Raw genomic sequence first — 24,676 nt, forward strand, 5'->3', positions numbered from 1 at the left:
TTGTTATGACAGAAAATTTCTGGCGTGAATTGCCACGGCCATTTTTTGTACTGGCACCAATGGAAGATGTGACAGATGTTGTTTTCCGGCATGTAGTAAGTGAAGCAGGCAGACCGGATGTATTTTTTACAGAGTTCACAAACTCAGAGAGCTATTGCCACCCGGATGGGAAGGATAGCGTGCGCGGCCGTTTGACGTTTACAGAGGATGAACAGCCAATGGTAGCCCACATATGGGGGGATAAGCCTGAAAACTTCCGTAAAATGAGTATTGGCATGGCAGAGTTAGGATTTAAAGGCTTAGATATCAATATGGGCTGCCCTGTGCCTAATGTGGCGGGGAATGGAAAGGGAAGCGGCCTTATTTGCCGTCCTGCAGTTGCGGCAGAATTAATACAAGCTGCAAAAGCAGGGGGATTGCCTGTAAGCGTGAAGACAAGACTTGGATACACGGATGTGGATGAATGGCGCGAGTGGCTGACACACATTTTGAAACAGGATATTGCGAATCTTTCTATTCATCTGCGTACAAGGGCAGAAATGAGCAAAGTAGATGCGCATTGGGATCTCATCCCAGAGATTAAGAAACTTCGTGACGAGGTGGCACCAGATACACTTTTGACAATCAACGGAGATATCCCTGACCGCCAAACCGGCTTGAAACTTGCTGAACAATACGGTGTTGATGGCATTATGATAGGGCGCGGGATTTTTACAAATCCATTTGCCTTTGAAAAGGAGCCGAAAGAGCATAGCAGCAAGGAATTGCTTGATCTCTTAAGGCTGCATCTGGATCTTCATGATAAATATTCAGCATTAGAAGCCCGTCCGTACAAGCCTCTTCCTCGCTTTTTCAAAATTTATCTCCGCGGGTTCCGAGGGGCAAGTGAATTAAGAAATCAATGCATGAACACAAAGTCAACAGATGAAGTGCGTGCATTGCTCGACGACTTTGAGAGAAAGTATCTTGATGGGATAGAGTAACTGCAGTGCTTGATTCAAAAAAGGCTAACACAATTCTTGACTAAAATACCTGGATTTTCGGTAAATCCGGGTCTTTTTTGTACGCAGCTTTACTCAGCCTGTCTTTTCTCTAATTTATTGTAAGAAAATAATGGTATATTTAGTGGAGATATCTTATAAAGGGGGAGAGAAAAATGAAACGGCTATGCATCATCCCCTGCGGCAAGAAAAAAATCTGGGACGTCCAGCCTGATGCCGGGCCGGTAAGAGCAGAGGACGCTTATCTCAGCCCGTTTCATCAGGCGTGCGAGCGGTATGCGAAAGCATTTTTCGATGAGTGGGTGATTTTGTCGGCGAAGCATGGCTTTCTTCGCCCTAATGATCTCGTTTCGGGAAATTACGATGTCACTTTTGGCACCGGTCATCCGGAAATCATGACAGCGGACGAGCTAGGCCGTCAATTTCACGAAAAAGGCTTTTCTGATATCGAAGAGCTAGTCATGCTTGGCGGAAAAAAATATCGAAGCATTCTAAACGCCGTCATCGGAGAACACCAGCATATCAGCTGGCCGCTATCATCTTACAAAGGCATAGGCTACATGCTCCAAGCGCTGAACCGGGCTGTTGAAGAAAAGCATGAACTGTAGCACGCACATATGTAGAAAAGAGTGTGAACATGTGTGCCAGCGGGTTATCAAAAACAGATGCCGAAAAGCTGGCGGTATCGCATATGTCAAATATTCAATTGATTTTCTTTCAAAAGCAGCTATTCAGGCAAACGATGCAGAGGAACTAGGGAGTTAAAAAGATTTCCAAGGAAATAAATACGTCGATCATTGTCAAAGGCCGGGTGATATCCGGTCTTTTTTTTGCATGCTGTAAAACGAGACAAATGAATCAGTTTGAGACAAAACGAGACACACGTCTCAAACTGTCTCCAAAGTGAAGATGAGAAGACTGATTTTACGGGCTCAAAAGACTGGCACACTTCTTGCATTTATAATGGTGAACCCTAAATAGAAGGAGGCGCACAAAATGGAATTGTTAAAACGAGAGGGCTTGTCATTAACTGAGGAAAAAGCGCTGTGGATGTACCAAAAGATGCTGGAGATCAGGGGCTTTGAAGACAAAGTGCATGACCTGTTCGCCCAGGGAGTGCTTCCCGGATTCGTTCATTTATATGCCGGTGAGGAAGCCGTGGCTGTAGGGGTGTGCGCTCATTTACATGATGGCGACAGCATTACAAGCACCCACAGGGGACATGGACATTGTATCGCCAAAGGCTGTGACCTGGACGGCATGATGGCGGAAATTTTCGGGAAAGCGACCGGATTGTGCAAAGGCAAGGGCGGTTCTATGCACATTGCGGATCTTGATAAAGGCATGTTAGGCGCAAATGGAATCGTCGGGGGCGGCTTTACGCTCGCATGCGGATCAGCGCTCACGGCTAAATATAAACAGACTAAAAATGTAAGCGTTTGCTTTTTTGGGGACGGGGCAAATAACCAAGGCACCTTCCACGAAGGGCTGAATTTAGCGGCTGTATGGAACCTTCCTGTCGTATTTGTTGCTGAAAACAACGGCTATGGCGAAGCCACCCCATTTGAGTACGCATCAGCCTGTGATTCAATCGCCGATCGGGCGGCTGCTTATAACATGCCGGGGGTTACAGTTGACGGCAAAGATATTTTAGCAGTTTACCAGGCAGCCGAGGAAGCGATAGAAAGAGCAAGAAACGGCGGCGGCCCGTCTTTGATTGAATGTATGACCTACAGAAACTACGGCCATTTCGAAGGAGATGCCCAAACCTATAAAACGAAGGATGAAAGAGTTGAGCACCTTGAAGAAAAAGATGCCATTCAAGGTTTTAAAAACTACCTTTTAAAAGAAACAGATGCTAATAAGCTGTCAGACATTGAACAGCGTGTCAGCGAATCGATTGAAAAAGCCGTCTCGTTCAGCGAAGACAGCCCATATCCAAAAGATTCGGAGCTGCTGACAGATGTGTATGTGTCATATGAAAAAGGAGGAATGTAAGAGATGGCGAGAGTCATAAGCATGTCAGACGCGATCAATGAAGCAATGAAGCTTGCGATGAGAAAAGACGAAAATGTGCTTTTGATCGGTGAGGATGTCGCCGGGGGAGCGGCGGTCGATCATTTGCAGGATGATGAAGCATGGGGCGGTGTATTAGGGGTCACAAAGGGACTCGTACAGGAATTCGGGCGTACAAGAGTGCTGGACACTCCGATTTCTGAGGCAGGCTATATGGGAGCGGCTATGGCTGCGGCATCAACCGGTTTGAGACCGATTGCCGAGCTGATGTTTAACGATTTTATCGGCACGTGCTTTGATCAGGTGATCAACCAAGGGGCGAAATTCCGTTATATGTTCGGCGGAAAAGCGCAAGTGCCGATTACCGTCCGCACCACATACGGAGCAGGGTTCCGGGCCGCTGCCCAGCATTCACAATCGCTGTATGGCCTTTTCACGAGCATCCCTGGACTGAAGACGGTTGTTCCATCCAATCCGTATGATGCCAAAGGTCTTCTGCTTGCAGCAATAGAAGATAATGATCCGGTGTTCTTCTTTGAAGACAAAACGTCCTACAACATGAAGGGCGAGGTGCCGGAAGATTATTATACAATTCCCCTCGGAAAAGCGGATATCAAACGCGAGGGCAATGATGTTACGCTCTTTGCAGTCGGCAAGCAGGTCAATACTGCGCTTGAAGCGGCTGCACAGCTTTCAGAGAGGGGCATCGAAGCCGAGGTCCTTGATCCGCGCAGTCTGTCCCCTCTGGATGAGGATGCGATTTTCACATCGTTAGAAAAAACAAATCGGCTGATCATCATTGATGAAGCCAATCCGCGATGCAGCATTGCCACGGATATTGCTGCGCTTGTCGCTGACAAGGGCTTTGATTTGCTTGATGCGCCGATTAAACGGATTACAGCGCCGCATACACCGGTTCCGTTTTCACCAGTGCTTGAAGATCAATATTTGCCGACACCAGATAAAATTGTCAGCGTCACGCTTGAATTGCTTGGCGAGCCGGCAATGAATTAAAGGGGGAACACAAATGGCGGTAAAAGTAGTGATGCCAAAATTGGGAATGGCCATGAAACAAGGGGAAGTATCGATATGGAATAAAAAAGTAGGCGACCCGGTTGAAAAGGGAGAAAGCATTGCCAGCATTCAATCGGAGAAAATTGAAATGGAGATAGAAGCGCCTGAAAAAGGAACGCTGATCGATATCAAAGTGAAAGAGGGAGAAGAGGTTCCGCCCGGCACAGCAATCTGCTATATCGGGGACGCCAATGAGTCGGTGCAGGAAGAGGCGAGCGCGCCTGTTGCTGAAGACAATATGCCGCAAGCCGTTCAGCCCGTCAAACAAGAAAACAAACCCGCAGCCTCCAAAAAAGATCGAATGAAAATATCTCCAGTCGCCAGAAAAATAGCAGAAAAAGCAGGATTAGACCTAAAACAACTGAAAGGAACTGGACCAGGCGGACGAATCGTGAAGGATGACGTAACAAAGGCTCTTGCTGAACAGAAAAAAGATCAGGCAAAGCCTGGTTCGGAACAGAAAGCGCAGGAAATCCCGGTGACAGGCATGAGAAAGGTCATCGCTGCCCGAATGCAGGAAAGCCTGGCAAACAGCGCGCAGCTGACGATCACGATGAAGGCTGATATCACTAAGCTTGCCACTCTTCAAAAACAGCTTTCATCAACTGCGGAAGAGAGATACGGCACAAAACTGACGATCACTCATTTTGTCTCAAGAGCCGCCGTTCTCGCTCTGCAAGCTCACCCTGTGCTGAACAGCTTTTATCAAAATGAGCGCATCATCACACATCCCCATGTACACCTTGGTATGGCTGTAGCCTTGGAAAACGGCTTAGTGGTGCCTGTCATCCGCCATGCTGAAAAGCTATCGCTGATTGAACTGGCTCAATCCATCTCAGAAAATGCCAAAAAAGCACGCGAGGGACGTGCGGGAAGCGAAGAACTGCAAGGCTCTACCTTCTCCATTACAAACCTTGGCGCGTTTGGAGTTGAGCATTTCACACCGATACTAAATCCGCCGGAAACAGGCATTCTCGGCATCGGAGCAAGCTATGACACGCCGGTGTATCAAGGGGAGGAGATCGTCAGAAGCACGATCCTGCCACTCAGCCTGACATTTGATCACAGAGCGTGTGACGGCGCCCCAGCCGCTGCATTCCTGAAGGCGATTAAAACATATTTGGAAGAACCCGCAGCATTAATTTTATAGGAAAAGCAGGTGAAAACGACATGACATTAGCCATTATCGGCGGCGGACCTGCAGGCTATGCGGCTGCGGTCTCCGCGGCACAGCAGGGCAGAAACGTGCTGCTCATTGACAAAGGCAAGCTTGGGGGAACCTGCCTGAATGAAGGCTGCATCCCGACAAAGTCTTTGTTAGAAAGCGCAAACGTTCTTGATAAAATCAAGCATGCCGACAGCTTTGGAATTGAACTTCCGGCAGGTGCGATATCAGTCGATTGGAGTAAAATGCAAAGCCGAAAACAACAGGTTGTCAGTCAGCTTGTCCAAGGCGTTCAGTACCTAATGAAGAAAAATCAAATACAGGTTGTAAAGGGAACAGCCTCCTTTCTTTCTGAAAGAAAGCTCTTGATCGAAGGAGAAAACGGAAAAGAAATCAGAGAGGCGGACCAAGTATTGATTGCCTCCGGGTCAGAGCCAATCGAGCTGCCTTTTGCTCCGTTTGACGGCGAATGGATCATCGACAGCAAAGACGCGCTTTCTCTTTCTGAAATTCCGTCATCACTTGTCATTGTCGGCGGGGGTGTCATCGGGTGTGAGTATGCAGGGCTGTTCGCCAGATTGGGATCGAAGGTGACCATCATTGAAACAGCGGACCAGCTGATCCCGGCTGAAGACGAAGATATTGCCCGTCTTTTTCAGGAGAAACTTGAGGAAGACGGTGTCGAAGTGCATACCTCATCCAGATTAGAGCGGGTGGATCGGACGGCCAAAACGGCAATATGGAAAAGCGGTCAGCGAGAGTTTAAAACGAAGGCCGATTATGTGCTGGTGGCGATCGGCAGAAAACCCCGTCTTGACGGGTTACAGCTGGAACAGGCCGGAGTTGATTTTTCTCCAAAGGGCATTCCGGTGAATGGGAACATGCAGACGAACGTGCCACATATTTACGCGTGCGGAGATGCTATAGGGGGCATTCAGCTCGCGCATGCCGCTTTCCATGAGGGCATCATCGCTGCTTCTCATGCTTCCGGAAGGGATGTCAAAATCAATGAGAAACATGTGCCGCGCTGCATCTATACGTCCCCAGAAATCGCGTGTATCGGAATGACAGAACGACAGGCAAGAAGCATATACGGCGATGTGAAAATTGGCGAATTTCCTTTTTCCGCAAACGGCAAGGCGCTCATTAAACAGCAAGCGGAAGGAAAGGTCAAAATCATGGCTGAACCGGAATTCGGCGAAATCGTGGGTGTCTCGATGATTGGCCCGGATGTAACCGAGCTCATCGGCCAAGCGGCAGCGATCATGAATGGTGAGATGACGGCAGATATGGCGGAGCATTTTATCGCCGCCCATCCGACTTTATCGGAAACATTGCATGAGGCGCTGTTAAGCACGATCGGCCTTGCGGTACATGCATAATAAAGGAAAAAGCAGGCGCATGGATATAAGGCGCCTGCTTTTTTATTGTTGAAAGCGCTTTATTTTTCCCCTACAATAGATGAAAACGGCGTGTAAGGGAGGAGCGATCAAGGAAATGAATTCGGTCCCAAACGATTTGCAAACCTGGAAACGTTTTGTGAAAGACGGTGTGCTTGACGAAGCCCGATTAAGAAAACGGATTGCAGAGTCATGGCATCGCTGCAAAAAAGCTGAGGTCAATCCTTATTTAGAAAAAGGCCCGAAGGTTTTACAGCAAACGGAGCTGGATCAGCAGTCAAAAAAACATTCATTCTTCTTGACGACCGCAAAGCCTTACCTCGAAAAACTGCTGCCTGCCATAAAAGAAATGGAAATGATGGCGCTGCTAATTGATTCAGACGGTGTTGTTCTGGCATTGGACGGCCATCCCCGCGCGCTCTATGAAGCCAAACGCATCAACTTTGTCGAAGGGGCATGCTGGACGGAAACGGCTGTCGGAACAAATGCGATTGGCACGGCGCTCCACATCAGCGAGCCGGTTGCGATACAAGGATCAGAGCATTACTCCATTGCTTCCCATCTTTGGAACTGTTCAGCCGCTCCGATTCACCATGAGGATGGCAGCCTTGCGGGTGTGATTGACATATCGTGTCCGGCGGCAGGCGATCATCCTCATATGCTCGGTATTGCCACTGCGATCGCCTATGCAGCTGAACGGGAACTCGCAGCTAAAAGCCGTGAGAAAGAGCTCGAGCTGATCAGCCGTTTTGGAGAGAGGGCTGCATCCAGTGTGCCGATGGTGCTATGCAATAACAAGCAGCACATCATCAGTGCGAGCATACCGATTCGAACCTCAATGCCTGATTGGCAGGGCCGGCACCTGTATGAGTTGAAGGAACGGGGCTACTCAATCGAAAAAGCTGTCACCATAGGAGATGGCGGCACTTGTTTTTATCTTTCGGAACAAAAGAAAAAGAAGGTGTTCCGATTCAATGGAGTGATCGGGAAAAGCGGCCGATCGCAAGCGATGCTGATGAACCTTGAACGTGCAGCTGCGGCAGATGCAACGGTCTGTTTGTCGGGCGAAACTGGTACGGGAAAGGAAGTCGCGGCTCGCGCTCTTCATGAGAACAGTGAGAGACGTCAAGGTCCGTTTGTTGCTGTCAATTGCGGAGCGATTCCGTCTGATTTGATTGAGAGCGAACTGTTCGGATATGCAGAGGGAGCTTTTACGGGAGCGAAACGAAATGGCTATAAAGGCGCCTTTCAAAAAGCGAATCAAGGCACATTATTTTTAGATGAAATCGGAGAAATTTCCCATTCGATGCAGGTTGCACTTTTACGGGTGCTTCAGGAACGCAAGATAACGCCAATCGGCGGGACGAAAGAAATTCCGGTTGATATCAGAGTTATTGCCGCCACACATTGTGATTTACGCGAGCTTGCCGAAAACGGAAAAATCAGAGAGGACTTGTTTTACCGTCTTCATGTCTATCCAATTGAACTCCCTCCATTACGCGATCGCACCGAGGATATCCCAGACCTCTTTGAGTACTACAAACAGAAGAATCATTGGCCAGGCGAACTTCCTTCTGATTTTTGTAATGTGCTGAAGCAATGGAAGTGGCCGGGGAATATCCGTGAGCTGTTTAATGTGTTTGAACGTCTTTCTATCAGATTTCCGGACGGCCGGCTGAGGGATGAATCGCTACCCGCTTTACTGGAAGCCGCTGGATTGCCGGCCAGCTCTGCAGAAAAAAAGCCGGCTGCTGCCGGCGTGCTTACTTTTCGTGAGCAAATCCAAAAGGATATGATGATCAAAGCGCTTGAATCTGCAAAAGGAAACGTCTCTCAAGCCGCAAAAATCAGCGGGATCCCCCGAAGCACTTTCTACAAACGCCTGAAAAAATTCAACTTGTCCGCTGAATCATAAAGCATACTTCCTTCAGGAAATGGAAACGTTATGTATTGAAGGAGGGTGTTACGATGAATATTCAAAGGGCGAAAGAAATTGTAGAATCTCCCGACATGAAGAAAGTAACATATAACGGCGTTCCTATTTACATTCAGCACGTAAATGAAGAAACTGGAACAGCAAGAATTTATCCGCTTGACGAACCGCAAGAGGAGCATGAAGTGCAGCTGAACAGCTTAAAAGAGGATTAAACAAAAATGGCCCGCTTCATAAGCAGGCCATTTTGTTATCCGCGCGGCGCAAATAAAATAACACAGACACCGATGAGACAAATGAATGCGCCGATCCAGTCATACAGATCAGGTGTTTTCCGGTCAACAAGCCATCCCCACAGGACCGCAAGCACGATGAATACTCCGCCATAAGCGGCGTATACACGGCCGAAAGATGGGAAGGACTGAAACGTCGGAAGAATGCCGTATACAATGAGGATCAGCGCCCCGGCGATTCCGTAGCCGGCTGGCTTTGCCTCTCTCAGCCATAGCCAAACCAGATATCCGCCGCCAATTTCAGCAAGCCCTGCCGCGAGAAATAAAAGAATGGTAATCAGCATCATGAGCACTCCTCAATTTGCATTTATCTTTCATTATAGAGGAGGAGAGCTTTTAAAGCTTCGGATGATTCTCAAATTCCTTCAAATATGCTTTTCGCTGAACCTCTGTAAATTGTCCGATCCAATTGCTTTTCGCCTCTTCATTCAGATAGGGAAGGATATAGCGTTCAACCGCTTCGAAAAACAACGGATTCGCGATGATGTTCCAGGTCGGGATTCGAACGATTTTGCCGTCTGTTTTCTCGATGATAATATCCTCAAAAAAGATCCCTTTCAAACTGTATTGATGGCGTCCCATATAAAGCCGCTTCACCTCGGAAAACAGCACGCTGCGCTTTCTCGAGAAGATTTCGCCACTAGGTCCGGTCTTTATGGTGAAAATGACATTTCCACGGCTTGTGAACGCAGGAAAAGCCATAAAGAATGTGATCAATCCATAAATCATCGCCAGTAATCCGCCGCCCAAATAAAGCAGGGCATATTTAGATTCAAACGTGAGGGCTTCAGACACCAGCCAGACTCCCACAATAAAGGCGCCCCCTGTAGCGAGGAACAGCCAAGCCCTTAGAAGCATCATGCTTTTTACTTCAATCATGTGCTGCCCCTACAGCTTCGGATGATTCTCAAATTCCTTCAAATACGCACTGCGTTGGATGTCTGTAAACTGTCCGATCCAATTGCTTTTCGCCTCTTCACTCAAATGGGGAAGGATATAGCGTTCAACCGCTTCGAAAAACAACGGATTCGGAATGATGTTCCAAGTGGGAATGCGAATGGTCTTCTGATCAACGGTTTGGATCAATATATCTTCTTGGAAGATTCCTTTTAGACTAAATTTATGGCGGCTCATCTCAATTTTCTTGATATCAGTAAACGTAACAGACACTTTGTCAGTGAACACTTCTCCATTTTTTCCTGTCTTGATGCGGAAAATGGTATTTCCCCGCGGGGTGAAAGCCGGAAAGAAGATGATAAATAAATATAAACAAAACAAAGTGAACAGAAAGCCAGCAGGAATGGCTAATAGGTAATATTTCGTTTGAAACGTAATACCCATATAAAAGAGCCACAAACATGCTAATCCCATACCGGCAGATCCGACAAAAGCCCATATTCTCAGGAACATTTTGCTTTTGACTTCAATGATTTCTTGGTTTTTCAATGCTTTTCTCCTTTTGTTAATTCAATTCTTATCATTGTGAAATGATTTGATTTACAACATCCTTATGAGCAGGGAGGATAGAAAATTCATTCTGGGTGATGCCTGTGACAAGCCAAGTATGGTGGGCCCCCGGCAGGACAAATGCCATGTCAGCCACTTCAGGAGTGTTATCTTTGCCATATGCCAGACGCATAAGTGTATCCATTTTCCCTTTCCGCAAAGCCAAATCATTTGTAAATCGGGTAACGTCCTCTTGGTGGTCATGTTTTTCAAGGAACTCTTTTAGATATGAAGGGTTGTCTGAAGCGCCCTCCAAGAGTTTTTCAAATTCATTTGATGTCAATGTCACAATCGATTCTCTTTTATCCTCTGTATCTATTATATGTAAAAACTCATCTGTCTTAGCAAGTAACCCTTCACTTGATTCCATTTTTGTAATGCGATGGACTTGTTCATCAAAAAGGAGTTCGTGAGAGTAGGTGCCGAATTTTGATACATGGCAGGACACATTCTGTTCGGCGCCTTGCCCGTTAAATTTAGAAAGCTTCACTGTATAGTCAGCGTCGTTTAATACATGGATAAACGGACAGTACTCGTCCTTTAACCGATATTGATGGTTCCGATATTCCGCTGCATCCTTAGCTAAGAGTGAGCGGCAAGCTGCTTCGAACAAAGCGCCGAGCTGTTCATCTTCTATTTCCGGAAAATAGGCCTGCTTCAAGGCCATCCCCTGTTCAAAAAACCCTTCGCTGTAAAAGCAAAATAAGAGTTCTTCTATGCTAATTGTAAACTGCTTCATTGTTTATTCTCCTATCCAAATGAAAATTTCCCTTTAAGGAAATGGGTTGCGCCGTGTATGAGCGAATCCGCTGTTTTCTTTGCTTTTTCCATTCCTTTTTTCGCGCTGTCTATCCCTTTATGTATCGATTTATTCGCCGCATCTATGCCGTCATTCACTGATTTGACGACTTTGCCGGCTGATTCCAGCCCTTTTTTGGCTGTATCAACGACAGCATGGATCGGTTCTTTCAGCTTTAAGGCTGCTTTTTCGGCAAAACCGGCTGTATATTTGGCGATTTGTTCTCCGACGACTCCGCCAATGTATGAACCTGCTGCCCCAAGAAGGACAGTACCCACAGGTCCTGCAAAGCTTCCAATTGCACCGCCCACAACAGCACCAGCTGTGGCACCGCCGGCAACAAAAATCGTATTATTCACAGCATTCCCGACGGCCTTGGCGTTTTCACGCTTGAGAACTTCGGGTTTGTCCTGGTATTTTGCATAATTTTCAGCAATTTTCACGCCTGCTCCGAATGTTTCGGTCGCTCCGGTAATCAGTGTGGCGGTAATGGCATTTCCTTTCGCGAATCTCAAGCCCGTTTTTCCCACATCCTTCAAAGTGGAGCGTACGCCGGCTTCATTAAGAAATCCTTTTGTGTAGCTTCTGACGCTGTTTGAAAAATCCACCGTGTCCTGAGGAAAGTATTTTGTAAACTTTTTATGTACCAAATCTGAAAATGGACGGTTGGTCTTTTTTAACAAATATTTAGGATTCAAAAGCACTCTTGCCGCTTTTTGATAACGTGAGCTGTCAACGGCCCTAGAAATATCCAAGAGCAGTTTTGAGTGCTGGGCTGTATGCAAGCCGCTTGGCTGTTTCACAAATTTCGTAAGCCCTAATCCGTAATATTTTCCCTGCGTCAGCATAAGGGCGGTTAAGCTTGTCATCGTACCGTATTTGTCGTAGGCATTGTAGAGCTTTCGCAAAATATCATCTTGTTCCACAAATTTATCGCCCGTTTTTCTGATGAAAATCTCATTGTCACTCAGCTTGGTGACGAGCGCCTTTCCTGAGCTCCACGCATCGCCCACTCCAGAAAAACAGCTGCTGTAGCGGGGATCGCATTGCAAAATCATCTGCCCCAGCTCCACATGCAGGTCCTTATATTTGTTTTCCATATCAGTTAATTCAGTGACAACATCATTTGCAAGCTGTTCGAGCTTATCCGGATCAACTGCAATGTTTCCTGACACACCGTTCACCTCCCGAGTTTATGTCTTTCCTCTCTTGCTTTACGCTCCAGTTCTTCCATTCTGGCAATTTCAGCTTTTCGTTCTTCTATTTTGACAGCGGCAGCCTTCAGCTCTTGGCTTGTTTCAAGCAGCTCCTGTTCGAATTGATCGTAGGCGGCTTTCGTTTCCTCGAAATCCTGGTCAAACGAATCTCTTGCTTTGCCCTGCCAAGCATCTCCCATTGCAGATAACCGGGATTCAAGCAGCATTTTGGAGCTTCTGACCTCTTCTGCGGCCGCACTGTACTTGTTTGCCAGCTCAATGACTTTATATGAGTCCAACTTTTGTCCCCTGCCTTTTCTAAATTCACGCACAATTGGATGTTTTATATAAATGATTATAAATAATTCGGCATGTATCCGAATCGTACAAAAGAACCTTTTCATAAGAATTGGAAGGGCGTATATTCACTTAAAATTCACAGTTGGTGAGACTTTAAGATTACAAAAAAGGTAAAAAAAACAAATCCCTCAGACATAAGGCAAATGAGAAATTTCCCGCTCTATGGGAAAAAACACTAAAGTTGATCAAATGACCTAAGTGCGCCAAACGTGTTACGGGACGGGCTATCTCATGGTATAAATGGAATTGTAAACGTTATCAAGGAGGTCGTCATATGAAGAAAAAATCATTCTCAATCGTAATAGCGGGCGGAGGGAGCACTTTCACTCCAGGGATCGTACTCATGCTCTTGGACCATTTGGAGGAGTTTCCGATCAGAAAGCTGAAGCTGTATGATAATGATAAGGAGAGACAGGATCGAATTGCAGGCGCCTGTGACGTTTTTATCAGAGAAAAAGCGCCGGATATTGAATTTGCAGCGACGACTGACCCGGAAGAAGCTTTTACAGATGTCGATTTTGTTATGGCGCACATCAGAGTAGGGAAATACGCGATGCGTGCGCTTGATGAGCAAATTCCGTTAAAGTACGGAGTTGTCGGCCAGGAGACGTGCGGGCCGGGCGGGATCGCATACGGTATGCGTTCGATCGGCGGTGTGCTTGAAATATTAGATTACATGGAAAAATACTCGCCTGATGCTTGGATGCTCAATTATTCCAATCCGGCGGCAATTGTGGCTGAAGCTACGAGACGCCTTAGACCGAATTCTAAAATTCTCAATATCTGTGATATGCCGGTTGGGATCGAAGACCGGATGGCGCAAATTCTTGGCTTATCCTCAAGAAAAGAAATGAAGGTCCGCTATTACGGATTAAATCACTTCGGCTGGTGGACATCAATTCAGGATCAAGAGGGCAACGATTTAATGCCGAAGCTGAAGGAGCATGTATCTCAATACGGCTATATTCCGAAAACAGAGGCTGAAGCGGTGGAAGCGAGCTGGAATGACACATTCGCCAAAGCGCGTGACGTACAGGCCGCAGATCCTGATACACTGCCGAATACGTATTTGCAATATTATTTGTTCCCGGATGATATGGTGAAAAAATCAAATCCGAATCATACGCGGGCAAATGAAGTGATGGAAGGGCGCGAAGCTTTTATTTTCAGCCAATGTGACATGATTACACGTGAGCAGTCCACAGAAAACAGCGAAATCAAAATCGATGACCACGCATCATATATCGTTGATCTTGCCCGGGCGATTGCCTACAACACAGGTGAAAGAATGCTGTTGATCGTTGAAAATAACGGCGCAATTGCGAACTTTGACCCGACTGCGATGGTCGAGGTCCCATGCATTGTCGGCTCAAATGGGCCTGAACCGATTACCGTCGGCACCATTCCGCAATTCCAAAAAGGGCTTATGGAGCAGCAGGTATCCGTTGAGAAGCTGACTGTTGAAGCGTGGGCGGAGAAATCGTTCCAAAAGCTGTGGCAGGCGCTAATTTTGTCAAAAACAGTGCCGAACGCGCGTGTGGCAAGACTCATTCTCGAGGATTTAATGGAGGCCAACAAAGACTTCTGGCCTGAGCTTGATCAAAGCCCGACCCGTATATCATAACTGAAATTCCCCCATTTTCGAATCTTTAATTGTATATAATAGAAAGAAAATGGGGGGATCTGATATGCAGCTCGAAGAACTGATCAATCAGCACTACAGCAAATTGAATGACAACGATTTTCATATTTTAAAATATATATTGAATCATAAGCACACATGCTATCACCTTGGAATCGACGCGCTGGCCAAAGCTTGCAGTGTATCGCGTTCCTCAATTTTACGGCTTGCCCAAAAGCTCGGTTTCAGTGGCTACAGTGAATTTCGCGTCTTTTTAAAGTGGGAAGATCAGCCGGAAGAAGGCGAGAGTATGAGTTTTGAAAAGCTGCTTGATGATATTGAAGCAAATTTGAAGTTCTTAAGGACAAAGGACATGACGGACATGTGCCAGCTGATTGATGAAGCTGACCGCATTTTCGTCTACGGTTCTGGAAATGCGCAAAAGATATGCGCCCGCGACCTGCAAAGAATGTTTATTCCGCGCCATCGCTATCTTATTTTAATTGAAGACACAAATGAATTTAATCTGATGCGCGGGGATTTTAAAGTGAACGATCTGTTTATCATCATTTCTCTTTCCGGAGAAACACCGGAGCTGATTCCTCAGGCAAGAATGCTTTCTGCAAAGGGTATTCCCTTTATTTCCATTACGAATTTAAAAAACAATGTCCTCGCCCAGCTGACTCCGCATAATCTTTATGCGACAAGCAAACCTGTGACATTAAGCGATAAAACGGAAATTGTCGCTTTTGCACCGTTTTTTCTCGTTGGCGAAGCATTGTTCCGCGCATATGTTGATTACAAAGAGGCAGAAAAAAATGACAATGAGTAGCAGGGGGTTCTGGTATGATGCAAAAAATTCAGCGCTTTGGAAGCGCGATGTTTGTGCCTGTTTTATTATTCGCGTTCGCCGGCATTATCGTCGGTATCAGCACGCTCTTTAAAAATAAAACCCTCATGGGCCCGCTCGCCGATCCCGACGGTTTTTGGTATCAGTGCTGGTATATTATTGAGCAGGGCGGCTGGACTGTTTTTAACCAAATGCCGCTCTTATTCGCCATCGGCATCCCGGTTGCTTTGGCGAAGAAAGCTCAGGCACGCGCTTGTTTGGAAGCGCTTACTGTTTACCTGACATTCAACTATTTTGTCAGCGCAATATTGACGGTATGGGGAGGAGCATTTGGCGTCGACATGAATCAAGAGGTCGGCGGAACGAGCGGATTAACGATGATTGCGGGCATAAAAACGCTCGATACCAACATTATCGGAGCCATCTTTATTTCTTCGATTGTCGTCTTTTTGCATAATCGCTATTTTGATAAAAAACTGCCCGATTTTCTCGGCATCTTTCAAGGCTCAACATATATCGTGATGATTTCCTTCTTTATTATGATCCCAATTGCCTTGGCTGTGTCTTATATTTGGCCGATGGTTCAATCGGGAATCGGCTCGCTTCAAAGCTTCCTGGTTGCTTCTGGGGCGGTGGGCGTTTGGATATACACGTTTTTGGAACGGATTTTAATTCCGACCGGCCTTCATCACTTTATTTACACGCCGTTTATTTATGGCCCGGCTGTAGCGGAAGGCGGGATCGTCACGTATTGGGCACAGCATCTTGGCGAATATTCGCAAAGCGCCAAACCGCTGAAGGAGCTCTTTCCGCAAGGCGGATTCGCGCTTCACGGCAACTCGAAAATCTTCGGTATTCCGGGTATCGCCCTGGCTTTTTATGTGACAGCCAAAAAGGAAAAGAAAAAACTCGTCGCAGGGCTGCTGATTCCTGTCACACTGACAGCGATTGTCGCCGGTATTACAGAGCCGATTGAGTTTACGTTCTTATTCATTTCACCTTTCTTATTTGCGGTTCACGCCGTGCTTGCCGCCACAATGTCGACAGTTATGTATATGGCCGGCGTCGTCGGAAATATGGGGGGCGGACTGATCGAAGCGGTGACCTTGAACTGGATTCCGCTCTTTGGAAGCCACGGTATGACATATGTATATCAAATTTTGATCGGACTCTCGTTTACAGCAATTTATTTTTTCGTCTTCAGATTTTTAATCCTCAAATTCAATATCGCTACACCAGGACGGGAAAAGGATGAACAGCAGGAAACAAAGCTATATTCGAAAAAGGAATACAGAGAACGAAAAAACAAGGATGAAACGGCCTCCGCTGCTGAAACGGCTGATGACACCGCTTTTCTGTATATTGAAGCGCTGGGCGGAAAAGACAACATCACTGAAGTCACAAACTGCGCCACCCGCCTCAGAGTCAGTGTCAAGGATGAAACAAAGGTTGAACCCGACAGCGTATTCCGCGCGCTTGGCGCACACGGCGTTGTCAGGAACGGGAAGGCGTTTCAGGTAATTATCGGATTAAGCGTACCGCAGATGCGGGAGCGTGTGGAAAAAATACTAAATGAATAGTCAAAATTATTTTATCTTGCGCTGTTTAAAGACAGCGCTTTTTTTGTTTGTCATACGTTTGCCACTTATAAGTGCAAGGGATGTTATGTTTCTTAAAAACTGAAACCAATAGGGGGAGTAAAAATGGAAAATTATACAACGTTTTTAGGTCTTTACAAACCTGAAAGCACTGAAAGTATTGAAATTGATTCCAAGCTTGCCGAGAATTTCGAAACGATTGATAGTAAAATTGGGATTGCATTAAGTAATGGAATAACAACTTTTGAAAACTTAAATGAAAGACTCAAAATGTATGAGAACAGATTTGAGTACCTTGATGAACGAAACGTAATGGATTATGGAGCTAAAGGAGACGGAGTCACAGATGATACGCAAGCATTTCATGATGCGATGGCCGAAGGCGGTTATCTCATAAAAGTCCCTGCAGGCGTATTTAGGGTATCTGGCTTGCTCGTTCCTTCGAATACAATGCTGGTTGGAGCGGGTAAAAAAAGGACCATCATTAAGTTATTAGACGATACGCCAGTTGGTCACTCTGTACTCACCAATAGTGATCATACAAATGGTAATGAAAATATCTACATTGGACATTTGACACTGGACTGGAATAAAGATACGCGTCCTGCTGGATGGAAGATCCCTAAGGGGCCCACTTCAAGCTGCTTGCTTTTTGCAAATGTGGATTACTCTTTTGTAGAGCATGTTTTTGCAAAAAATGCCGGCCTTCACGGGTTTGATGCTACAAGCCCTAATTATAACAGACACGGAGAAAATGATGATCCTACCTTTTATCAGCCTGGTGGCTGCAACTTTGTAACCTTCTCATATTGCGAAGCAACAGGCTCTGGCGATGATAATTTCACATGTCACTTTGGAAAGCATACGACTTTCAGTCATTGTCTTTCTTACCATCCGATGGGGTTAAATGATGGGTCTTCAAATACAAACTGTTTTGAAATCGATGATGGCTCTCAGGATGTAATGGTTGATAGCTGCATCGCAATTGGAGGAGTTCGAGGATTTGAAATTAAAGCTCATGATTATGCTCCGGCTGCAAAAAGAGTTCAACTTGTGAACTGCCGTGCCTATGAAAATGCAATTAGTTTTTGCATTCGGCATATAGGACACCACACAGCAAGTGATCCTCAATCAGCATCAGCTCATGACGTTCAGCTGGCTAACTGTATCGCATATAACCCTAAGCCGAGTGATCTGTACAAAGGGGCAGGGCCGAATGCATTGCAAATTTCAGGTTACGATGGCGTCAATGTGGTTAATTTTCATGCTATATGCGATGATTCCTCCATTAACTATAAGGGAAATTCAGTCGTAAGCGTGTATTATAAAGGGCGTCTAATCAATTTAAAGAATATAACGATTCGAGGATTTAAAACTGCTGATAACGATCTTTATATTGTAGGTGGCGACAATTCTGTCGGCAAGGTAATGATTGATGGTGTAACATTGATCGATTCAGCCGAAAAGGGTGTTGTTTTTGGGAGCGGTATGTACGAGTCTGTAGTTAGTAATGTATGGGGGCAAAGATCGCCTAAAAATAACAGTGGTACAGTGGGAATTTTTTCTGTTGACCCTGATCTTAATGTTTCTAATTGTGACTTTTCAGGCTACGAAACAGATTTTAAGATTGGCGGCGTCGTGACGCCGTACTTTTTGTTTAAACATAAAGGAAGCGGGATTATTGGCTCTCGTGATTCCCACGCTACTGGAAATAATAATTTTGTAGCTGGATCTGTTCGAAGCAGAGCAACTGGGGCTGCTCAATCTTCTGTGATAGCCTCATATAATACGATCAATCCGAACTCAGACTCTGTTGCTCTAGGATGGGCAAGTGGGAGCACACCATCCTCATCAAACAGAAAGATAGAATTTCATGCAAAAGATGGAACGATTAAGGCTTCAGGAAGCATAAAAAGTTCCCAAACGTTCTCGGATTACGCTGAATATTTTGAGAGCCTAAGCGGTGAAAAAATTCCGGCAGGAACCCTAGTTACTTTGGAGGGTGATAAAATTAGATCTGCAAAAAAAGGTGACTTTATGCTTGGAGTTATTTCTGAAACAGCTGGTGTGATACTTGGTGAGTCAAGCTTCCATTGGTCTGGAAGATACCTGAAGAATGATTTTGGCGGGTATATTTATGAAAAACAGAAAGATGCCAATGGCCAAATCGTCATGGCGCCTATGGAAAACCCTGATTATAAGCCAGATAAGAACTATGCCTCTAGGGAAGAGAGGGATGAATGGAATGTTGTGGGCCTTGTAGGACAGGTTTATGTAAGATGCGACAGCACAGTAGAAGCCGGAGACTTTATTCAAGCGCATAACAACGGAATTGCTACAAAAACGGTATCTCCTAAACAAAGGTGGCAGGTCATGAGAGTCATCAAAGAGTTCGACAAAAGTAAGGGATATGGAGTGGTTTTAGTTTTTATTCGGTAACATTAAAATGTACAGATTCTAAATAGAGTGCTTAACAATGCACTCTATTTAGAGTTTTAATTAGATTTTAGAAATTTTTCACCGCATTTTTATGAGATTATATTCCTCGCAAAAAGGTCTTCATTTTAAAATTTATCTTTTTCATTATTCCTACAGTTCCAGCAATCTTCCTAATTTATCTAAGTCTATCCAGCACCTCAACTTAAGTAGAGTAAAATCTTTGATATTTTTTAATGAACGCAGATCAGCAGTGAATAGCTCTCGAATAAAAGATAAAGTGATTTTGGTTATCGATAAATTCAGTGCTTTTCTATGCTTTCATAACACTTCATGACAGTAAATTTCTTTCATCAAACCCTATAAACAATTAAAATAAAAAGTACATATTGCTAAAAGGGGTTTGGAGGCTTTTACATGCAAAAGGCTTTGTCGTTTTTAAAACCATATTCATTGCTGGCGGGAATTGCTCTGATTCTTATGCTGACGGAGCTTGCAGTTGAACTGATGCAGCCTTTATTGATCGCAAAAATCATCGACGATGGGATATTGAAGCAAGATCTGCGGCATGTATGGATATGGGGCGCGGTCATGATCGGGCTGACCGTGTTATCCTTTGCGGCGGGGATGCTGAATTCCTTTTATGCCGCCCATGTCAGCCAAAGCTTTTCCTATGATACGAGAAAAGGGCTTTTTCAAAAAATCCAGTCCTTCTCCTATTCCACATTTGGACAGTTTTCGTCCTCTTCTTATATTACAAGGCTGACAAACGACGTCACACAGGTTCAAAATATGATTTTTATGAGTTTGCGGTTTATGCTGCGGGCTCCCTTAATGATTGCAGGCGGCATTGTGCTGTCGCTTGCCGTTAATGTGAAACTCGGCTTTTTTCTGCTTGTGACCATTCCGATCCTGATCTTGTTTTTGCTATGGGTATTAAGGAAAGGCGGGGCACTGTTCCGCTCAGTGCAGAAAAGGCTGGATCAAGTGAACACCATCATGCAGGAAAATTTAATCGCAATCAAGCTGATCAAAGCGCTGCTTCGCGGCAGCCACGAAGTCAAACGATTTATCAAAGCCAACACAAGGCTGATGGAAAAAACGGTTTCGGCCTTTCAGCTTGTGGAATTCACGATGCCTGTACTGATGCTTTTGATGAATCTCTGCATCCTTTTGATTTTGTGGGCGGGGTCCTACAGTATTACGAGCGGAAGCACTCAGGTTGGCGATGTTGTTGCGATAATTAACTACGCAACACGAATTACAGGCGCGCTTTCGATGTTTCCGTTTTTGATTATGATTTTCACCCGGGCGAAGGCTTCAGGGGATAGAATCGGTGAGGTGCTTGAAACAGAAGGCGACGAGCGGGAGGAAGGCACCATATCTGATCGTTTGTCAGGACGGATTGAGTTTCAGCATGTATCCTTTCGCTATCCTGAAATGGACAGAGAAGCGCTCAGGAATGTCTCATTTTCCGCAAAGCCGAGAGAAACGATCGCGATTCTCGGTGCGACGGGCTCGGGCAAGTCCACGCTTTTTCAGCTCATTCCGCGGCTTTATCAGCCGGATTCAGGCCGCATTTACATAGATGAAAAGCCGATTCAACATATTCCGGCTGAAGGGCTGCGCAGGCAAATTGGATATGTACCGCAGGAAGTCCTCTTGTTTTCCGGCACAATCAAAGAAAACATCGCTTGGGGCAAAGAAAATGCTTCACTAGATGAAATAATGGATGCGGCCAAACATGCGCAAATTCATGAAACGATTTTGAAGCTCCCAAATGGATATGACACTGTTTTGGGGCAAAGAGGCGTCAACCTGTCCGGCGGCCAAAAGCAGCGGATTTCCATTGCGCGGGCGCTGATTCGAAAACCGGCTATCCTTCTATTAGATGACAGCACAAGCGCACTTGATCTGCAAACGGAGGCGAAGCTGCTTGAAGCAATCAGCACATACCATTGCACAACTTTGATCATTACACAAAAAATAACCACGGCGATGAAAGCTGATCAGATTTTGCTGCTTGAGGACGGCCAACTGATTGAAAAAGGCACTCACAGTGAGCTGCTTTCTGAATCTCAGTTATACAAGCGCATTTACGAGTCACAATTCGGAAGGGAGGGGAGCGAGTCATGCTAAAAGACATCCGCAAGCCTTTCCAATATCCCAAACTGCCAATTGACAAAAAAGAAGGCGCGAAAAAGCGGGCGAAAGCAAAGGATACAAAGGGCACACTGAGACGAATCTGGTCTTACTTGGCTGAAAGAAAAGGACTGCTCATACTTGTCATGCTAATGGTTGTCATCAGCGCCATATTCGGACTCCTTGGTCCCTTTGTGATCGGAAAGGCCATTGACCATTTTATCGTCGGGAAAACGGTCAGCGGCTTGATTCCCGTTTTGCTTCTTCTGCTTGCTATCTATATCATTCAGTCCCTGTCGCTTTGGTTTCAAAACTATTGGATGATTACGATCTCGCAGGGCACGGTTTTCAGAATGAGAAGCGAATTGTTCACCCATCTGCATGAGCTGCCAATTCCGTTTTTTGATAAACAGCGGCACGGCGAGCTGATGAGCCGGGTGACGAATGACATCGAAAATGTCAGTTCTACCTTAAATACGTCAGTCATTCAAATTTTGTCAAGCGTGATCACCTTTGCCGGGACCATTGCAGTGATGCTGTACATGAGCCCGCTCCTTACATTGATTACGCTGACCATTATTCCGGTGATGGCAGCGAGCCTGAAATGGATCACCAACCGAACGGGAAAGCTGTTTAAAGAACAGCAGAAAAACCTTGGTGATCTGAATGGGTATATTGAGGAATCTGTTTCAGGCGCAAAGGTCATCAAAGCATATTCACGTGAGAAGCAGATTACTGCTGAATTCCTCGAAAAAAACGCTGCACTCAAGACGTCGGGCTTTTGGGCGCAGACGATTTCCGGGTTTATTCCGAAGGTCATGAACTCTTTGAATAACTTAAGCTTTACAATGATTGCGGCAATCGGCGGTTTGTTTGCGCTGAAAGGCTGGATCTCGATCGGCTCCATCGTCGTCTTTGCCGAGTATTCAAGACAATTTACACGCCCTTTAAACGATCTGGCCAACCAGTTTAATACGATGCTGTCCGCAATCGCCGGCGCTGAACGGGTGTTTGACGTGCTTGATGAAAAAGAAGAGCGCGAGGATGAAAAGAACGCCGTGCATCAGCCCATCCAAACAGGCAGCATTGAATTCCGGGATGTGTCCTTCGGTTACGATAAAGGGCAGCAGACACTGAAGCATTTACAGTTTACCGTGCCTGCAGGGCAGTCCATCGCGTTTGTCGGGCCGACGGGGGCGGGAAAGACAACCGTCACTAACCTTCTCGCCCGTTTTTACGAGCCTGACAAAGGAAAAATTTTAATCGATGGTACAGATATTAAAACTCTTACCAGAGCAAGCCTGAGAAAAAACATGGGGTTTGTTCTTCAGGATTCTTTCTTATTTCAGGGAACGATCAGAGAAAACATTCGCTACGGCAGGCTTGATGCTTCTGATCAGGAAGTCGAAGCCGCTGCAAAAACAGCGAATGCCCATAGTTTTATTGAAAGGCTGCCAAAAGGGTATGACACCGTGCTGACGCAAAACGGTTCGGGCATCAGTCAAGGACAGAAGCAGTTGATTTCTATAGCGAGGGCGGTGCTTGCCGATCCGGTTCTTCTCATTTTGGATGAAGCGACAAGCAACATTGATACCGTTACAGAAGTCAACATTCAAGAAGCGCTCGCCCGTTTAATGGAAGGAAGAACAAGCGTCATCATTGCCCACAGGCTGAATACCATTCAAAGAGCGGACCAGATTGTGGTGCTAAAAGACGGTGAAATGATTGAAAAAGGCAGCCATGACGAGCTGATTCGGCAAAAAGGATTTTACAGTGACTTATATGAAAGCCAATTTGAGAAATAGACCTTTGTCCTGCACAGAGGTCTTTTTTGTTACAGTTTTATAGTACTTTTATTTCATTTTCGTAAAATGTAACAAAATTACTTGACGTAAACAAGTTATGTATATATACTAGCTTACATTAAGTAAGTGATAACATTTATCAAGGAGGATAAAATGAATAAATCATTTGAAATTGGCACATTACTTTTAAGAGTTATTACAGGTATTATCTTTTTTGTTCACGGTTTATCAAAGTTTCAGGGAATGGAGGGCACCATCCAATTTTTCGGCAGCATAGGCCTTCCAAGCTTTATGGCGTATGTCATCGCAGCGATTGAACTCATTGGCGGAGTGCTTGTCTTCTTCGGATTGGCTACACGTATTGTCGGTGTACTGTTCGCTCTTACACTGATCGGCGCCATCATCACTGTTAAGCTGAAAGCGCCATTCATGGGCAATGCAGAATTTGATTACCTTCTGCTTTTGACATCCATTCACCTGGCGCTTACTGGAAGTCGATTCCTGGCGCTGGACCCATTTGTGTTTAAAGGAAAAAAGAACGAAAACGTTTCAGCATAAGAAAAGAGGCATGCAGCATGACCAGCATTCATGAGGATACACACATTGGCTATGCCAAACTCACAATTCGCAGTCTGGAGCGTTCGCTTCAGTTCTACTGTAACGTCATCGGTTTTCAAGTCTTAAAAAAGACGGATCGACAAGCGGAATTAACGGCTGACGGGAAACGCGTACTGCTTATTCTTGAAGAAAATCCGAGCGCTGTCGTCTTGCCTGAACGGTCTGTGACAGGCCTTTATCACTTTGCGATTCTTCTTCCGGACAGGAAAGAACTTGGGATCGCGCTCGCCCGCCTGATTGAACACGGCATTGCTATCGGACATGGAGACCATGCTGTCAGCGAAGCGCTCTACCTGTCTGATCCTGACGGAAACGGCATTGAAATGTACGCTGACCGCCCCCGCAGCACGTGGCAGCGTGATCGGGAAGGAAACTATGTCATGACGACAACCGCTGTTGACATTGAGGGCCTTCTGGAAGAGGCAGGAAATGAGCGGAAAACATCGCTTCCGAACGATACAATCATCGGACACATTCATCTGCATGTCAGTGATTTGAAAGAAGCAAAGGCGTTTTATACAGATGTACTGGGCTTTGACAGTGTCGGAAACTATGCGGGCATGTCCGCCCTCTTCGTTTCAGCCGGGGGGTACCACCATCATATCGGCTTAAACATTTGGGCGGGAAGAAATGCGCCGCCTAAACCGACAAATGCCAGCGGACTAGACTATTACACTGTTGTCCTGCCTCACCAAGAGGAGCTGGATTTATTGGCAAACCGAGTCAAACATGCCGGGTATTCGATTGAAGAGACGGAAAACAGCTTTCGTGTGAAAGACCCTGTTTCCGGCGCCTATATTACATTTGTGATTTAACTGCAATCCCCTTGCCGAAAAAACGGCAGGGGGATTTTTTATTTTCCA

General features: G+C 45.7%; 22 protein-coding genes and 1 pseudogene. 17 read left to right on the forward strand and 6 right to left on the reverse strand.

What is annotated here, in order from left to right; translation table 11 throughout:
• Positions 1 to 5: 5 nt before the first annotated feature.
• From NSQ83_RS04575 to NSQ83_RS04615, 9 genes and pseudogenes are all read left to right on the forward strand, one after another.
• Positions 6 to 983, forward strand: a complete 978-nt coding sequence (locus NSQ83_RS04575) for a tRNA-dihydrouridine synthase (protein ID WP_106074029.1) — start codon at positions 6 to 8, stop codon at positions 981 to 983.
• Between the two features lie 173 nt (positions 984 to 1,156).
• Positions 1,157 to 1,609 carry a DUF6884 domain-containing protein gene (locus NSQ83_RS04580; protein WP_198878913.1) on the forward strand — a complete coding sequence of 151 codons (453 nt, stop codon included), beginning with the start codon at positions 1,157 to 1,159 and terminating at the stop codon, positions 1,607 to 1,609.
• 70 nt (positions 1,610 to 1,679) lie between these two features.
• Positions 1,680 to 1,766: pseudogene (locus NSQ83_RS04585) on the forward strand (hypothetical protein); the annotation flags it as partial.
• Between the two features lie 231 nt (positions 1,767 to 1,997).
• On the forward strand, positions 1,998 to 2,999 hold the full coding sequence (gene acoA / locus NSQ83_RS04590; RefSeq protein WP_015252546.1) for an acetoin:2,6-dichlorophenolindophenol oxidoreductase subunit alpha: 1,002 nt from the start codon (positions 1,998 to 2,000) through the stop codon (positions 2,997 to 2,999).
• A gap of 3 nt (positions 3,000 to 3,002) precedes the next feature.
• Positions 3,003 to 4,031 (forward strand): acetoin:2,6-dichlorophenolindophenol oxidoreductase subunit beta, encoded by a 1,029-nt coding sequence (gene acoB / locus NSQ83_RS04595; protein ID WP_181216900.1) that lies wholly within the window; start codon positions 3,003 to 3,005, stop codon positions 4,029 to 4,031.
• A gap of 13 nt (positions 4,032 to 4,044) precedes the next feature.
• Positions 4,045 to 5,241 (forward strand): acetoin dehydrogenase complex dihydrolipoyllysine-residue acetyltransferase, encoded by a 1,197-nt coding sequence (acoC, locus tag NSQ83_RS04600; RefSeq protein ID WP_042978104.1) that lies wholly within the window; start codon positions 4,045 to 4,047, stop codon positions 5,239 to 5,241.
• Positions 5,242 to 5,261: 20 nt separating this feature from the next.
• Positions 5,262 to 6,638 (forward strand): acetoin dehydrogenase complex dihydrolipoyl dehydrogenase, encoded by a 1,377-nt coding sequence (acoL, locus tag NSQ83_RS04605; protein WP_198878912.1) that lies wholly within the window; start codon positions 5,262 to 5,264, stop codon positions 6,636 to 6,638.
• Positions 6,639 to 6,753: 115 nt separating this feature from the next.
• Positions 6,754 to 8,571, forward strand: coding sequence for an acetoin dehydrogenase operon transcriptional activator AcoR (gene acoR / locus NSQ83_RS04610; RefSeq protein WP_198878911.1), 1,818 nt, complete (start codon positions 6,754 to 6,756; stop codon positions 8,569 to 8,571).
• Positions 8,572 to 8,624: 53 nt separating this feature from the next.
• Positions 8,625 to 8,804 (forward strand): small acid-soluble spore protein H, encoded by a 180-nt coding sequence (locus tag NSQ83_RS04615; protein ID WP_003244276.1) that lies wholly within the window; start codon positions 8,625 to 8,627, stop codon positions 8,802 to 8,804.
• Positions 8,805 to 8,839: 35 nt separating this feature from the next.
• Here the strand turns inward: NSQ83_RS04615 and NSQ83_RS04620 are convergent, their stop codons facing one another.
• From NSQ83_RS04620 to NSQ83_RS04645, 6 genes are read right to left on the reverse strand one after another with little or no spacing between them, the layout of a single operon-like run.
• The gene (locus NSQ83_RS04620; RefSeq protein WP_010886445.1) at positions 8,840 to 9,169 is read right to left on the reverse strand and encodes a YnfA family protein; all 330 of its coding nucleotides are present in this window, start codon (positions 9,167 to 9,169) and stop codon (positions 8,840 to 8,842) included.
• A 49-nt stretch (positions 9,170 to 9,218) separates the two neighbouring features.
• Positions 9,219 to 9,761 carry a YfjD family protein gene (locus NSQ83_RS04625; RefSeq protein WP_198878910.1) on the reverse strand — a complete coding sequence of 181 codons (543 nt, stop codon included), beginning with the start codon at positions 9,759 to 9,761 and terminating at the stop codon, positions 9,219 to 9,221.
• A gap of 9 nt (positions 9,762 to 9,770) precedes the next feature.
• Positions 9,771 to 10,328, reverse strand: coding sequence for a YfjD family protein (locus NSQ83_RS04630; RefSeq protein WP_029726861.1), 558 nt, complete (start codon positions 10,326 to 10,328; stop codon positions 9,771 to 9,773).
• Between the two features lie 31 nt (positions 10,329 to 10,359).
• Positions 10,360 to 11,127: a hypothetical protein gene (locus NSQ83_RS04635; RefSeq protein ID WP_024571964.1), complete on the reverse strand. Its 768-nt coding sequence runs from the start codon at positions 11,125 to 11,127 to the stop codon at positions 10,360 to 10,362.
• Positions 11,128 to 11,138: 11 nt separating this feature from the next.
• Positions 11,139 to 12,362: a hypothetical protein gene (locus NSQ83_RS04640; protein ID WP_153255813.1), complete on the reverse strand. Its 1,224-nt coding sequence runs from the start codon at positions 12,360 to 12,362 to the stop codon at positions 11,139 to 11,141.
• A gap of 5 nt (positions 12,363 to 12,367) precedes the next feature.
• Positions 12,368 to 12,682, reverse strand: a complete 315-nt coding sequence (locus NSQ83_RS04645) for a WXG100 family type VII secretion target (protein ID WP_042978114.1) — start codon at positions 12,680 to 12,682, stop codon at positions 12,368 to 12,370.
• Between the two features lie 335 nt (positions 12,683 to 13,017).
• Here NSQ83_RS04645 and glvA point away from each other — a divergent pair, with 335 nt between their 5' ends.
• The 8 genes from glvA to catE all read left to right on the forward strand — a co-directional run bounded on the left by glvA (position 13,018) and on the right by catE (position 24,628).
• Complete coding sequence (gene glvA, locus NSQ83_RS04650; RefSeq protein ID WP_014476180.1) at positions 13,018 to 14,367, forward strand: maltose-6'-phosphate glucosidase; 1,350 nt, start codon at positions 13,018 to 13,020, stop codon at positions 14,365 to 14,367.
• 64 nt (positions 14,368 to 14,431) lie between these two features.
• Positions 14,432 to 15,196 (forward strand): MurR/RpiR family transcriptional regulator GlvR, encoded by a 765-nt coding sequence (glvR, locus tag NSQ83_RS04655; protein WP_014476181.1) that lies wholly within the window; start codon positions 14,432 to 14,434, stop codon positions 15,194 to 15,196.
• Between the two features lie 14 nt (positions 15,197 to 15,210).
• Positions 15,211 to 16,794, forward strand: coding sequence for a PTS maltose transporter subunit IIBC (gene malP / locus NSQ83_RS04660; RefSeq protein ID WP_043940075.1), 1,584 nt, complete (start codon positions 15,211 to 15,213; stop codon positions 16,792 to 16,794).
• A 123-nt stretch (positions 16,795 to 16,917) separates the two neighbouring features.
• Positions 16,918 to 19,251, forward strand: a complete 2,334-nt coding sequence (locus tag NSQ83_RS04665) for a peptidase G2 autoproteolytic cleavage domain-containing protein (protein WP_198878909.1) — start codon at positions 16,918 to 16,920, stop codon at positions 19,249 to 19,251.
• A gap of 414 nt (positions 19,252 to 19,665) precedes the next feature.
• Positions 19,666 to 21,387, forward strand: a complete 1,722-nt coding sequence (locus NSQ83_RS04670; RefSeq protein WP_198878908.1) for an ABC transporter ATP-binding protein — start codon at positions 19,666 to 19,668, stop codon at positions 21,385 to 21,387.
• Positions 21,381 to 23,195 carry an ABC transporter ATP-binding protein gene (locus NSQ83_RS04675; protein WP_038427534.1) on the forward strand — a complete coding sequence of 605 codons (1,815 nt, stop codon included), beginning with the start codon at positions 21,381 to 21,383 and terminating at the stop codon, positions 23,193 to 23,195. Before NSQ83_RS04670 ends, NSQ83_RS04675 begins: the two co-directional genes overlap by 7 nt.
• Positions 23,196 to 23,348: 153 nt before the next feature.
• Complete coding sequence (gene catD, locus NSQ83_RS04680; RefSeq protein ID WP_015252533.1) at positions 23,349 to 23,753, forward strand: DoxX family oxidoreductase CatD; 405 nt, start codon at positions 23,349 to 23,351, stop codon at positions 23,751 to 23,753.
• Positions 23,754 to 23,770: 17 nt separating this feature from the next.
• Positions 23,771 to 24,628 carry a catechol 2,3-dioxygenase gene (gene catE / locus NSQ83_RS04685; RefSeq protein ID WP_198878907.1) on the forward strand — a complete coding sequence of 286 codons (858 nt, stop codon included), beginning with the start codon at positions 23,771 to 23,773 and terminating at the stop codon, positions 24,626 to 24,628.
• The last annotated feature ends 48 nt before the right edge of the window (positions 24,629 to 24,676 follow it).

Source organism: Bacillus sp. PS217, assembly GCF_037963535.1.
In the GTDB taxonomy this organism is placed as follows: domain Bacteria; phylum Bacillota; class Bacilli; order Bacillales; family Bacillaceae; genus Bacillus; species Bacillus subtilis.

What these genes read in the sequence shown, in the direction of transcription:
- NSQ83_RS04635 (WP_024571964.1), bottom strand. Translation starts at nt 11,127, where the DNA reads ATGAAGCAGTTTACAATTAGCATAGAAGAACTCTTATTTTGCTTTTAC.
- NSQ83_RS04620 (WP_010886445.1), bottom strand. Translation starts at nt 9,169, where the DNA reads ATGATGCTGATTACCATTCTTTTATTTCTCGCGGCAGGGCTTGCTGAA.
- catE (WP_198878907.1), top strand. Translation starts at nt 23,771, where the DNA reads ATGACCAGCATTCATGAGGATACACACATTGGCTATGCCAAACTCACA.
- catD (WP_015252533.1), top strand. Translation starts at nt 23,349, where the DNA reads ATGAATAAATCATTTGAAATTGGCACATTACTTTTAAGAGTTATTACA.
- glvA (WP_014476180.1), top strand. Translation starts at nt 13,018, where the DNA reads ATGAAGAAAAAATCATTCTCAATCGTAATAGCGGGCGGAGGGAGCACT.
- NSQ83_RS04670 (WP_198878908.1), top strand. Translation starts at nt 19,666, where the DNA reads ATGCAAAAGGCTTTGTCGTTTTTAAAACCATATTCATTGCTGGCGGGA.
- NSQ83_RS04675 (WP_038427534.1), top strand. Translation starts at nt 21,381, where the DNA reads ATGCTAAAAGACATCCGCAAGCCTTTCCAATATCCCAAACTGCCAATT.
- acoL (WP_198878912.1), top strand. Translation starts at nt 5,262, where the DNA reads ATGACATTAGCCATTATCGGCGGCGGACCTGCAGGCTATGCGGCTGCG.
- NSQ83_RS04575 (WP_106074029.1), top strand. Translation starts at nt 6, where the DNA reads ATGACAGAAAATTTCTGGCGTGAATTGCCACGGCCATTTTTTGTACTG.
- NSQ83_RS04625 (WP_198878910.1), bottom strand. Translation starts at nt 9,761, where the DNA reads ATGATTGAAGTAAAAAGCATGATGCTTCTAAGGGCTTGGCTGTTCCTC.
- glvR (WP_014476181.1), top strand. Translation starts at nt 14,432, where the DNA reads ATGCAGCTCGAAGAACTGATCAATCAGCACTACAGCAAATTGAATGAC.
- acoR (WP_198878911.1), top strand. Translation starts at nt 6,754, where the DNA reads ATGAATTCGGTCCCAAACGATTTGCAAACCTGGAAACGTTTTGTGAAA.
- NSQ83_RS04615 (WP_003244276.1), top strand. Translation starts at nt 8,625, where the DNA reads ATGAATATTCAAAGGGCGAAAGAAATTGTAGAATCTCCCGACATGAAG.
- acoA (WP_015252546.1), top strand. Translation starts at nt 1,998, where the DNA reads ATGGAATTGTTAAAACGAGAGGGCTTGTCATTAACTGAGGAAAAAGCG.
- acoB (WP_181216900.1), top strand. Translation starts at nt 3,003, where the DNA reads ATGGCGAGAGTCATAAGCATGTCAGACGCGATCAATGAAGCAATGAAG.
- NSQ83_RS04665 (WP_198878909.1), top strand. Translation starts at nt 16,918, where the DNA reads ATGGAAAATTATACAACGTTTTTAGGTCTTTACAAACCTGAAAGCACT.
- acoC (WP_042978104.1), top strand. Translation starts at nt 4,045, where the DNA reads ATGGCGGTAAAAGTAGTGATGCCAAAATTGGGAATGGCCATGAAACAA.
- malP (WP_043940075.1), top strand. Translation starts at nt 15,211, where the DNA reads ATGATGCAAAAAATTCAGCGCTTTGGAAGCGCGATGTTTGTGCCTGTT.
- NSQ83_RS04580 (WP_198878913.1), top strand. Translation starts at nt 1,157, where the DNA reads ATGAAACGGCTATGCATCATCCCCTGCGGCAAGAAAAAAATCTGGGAC.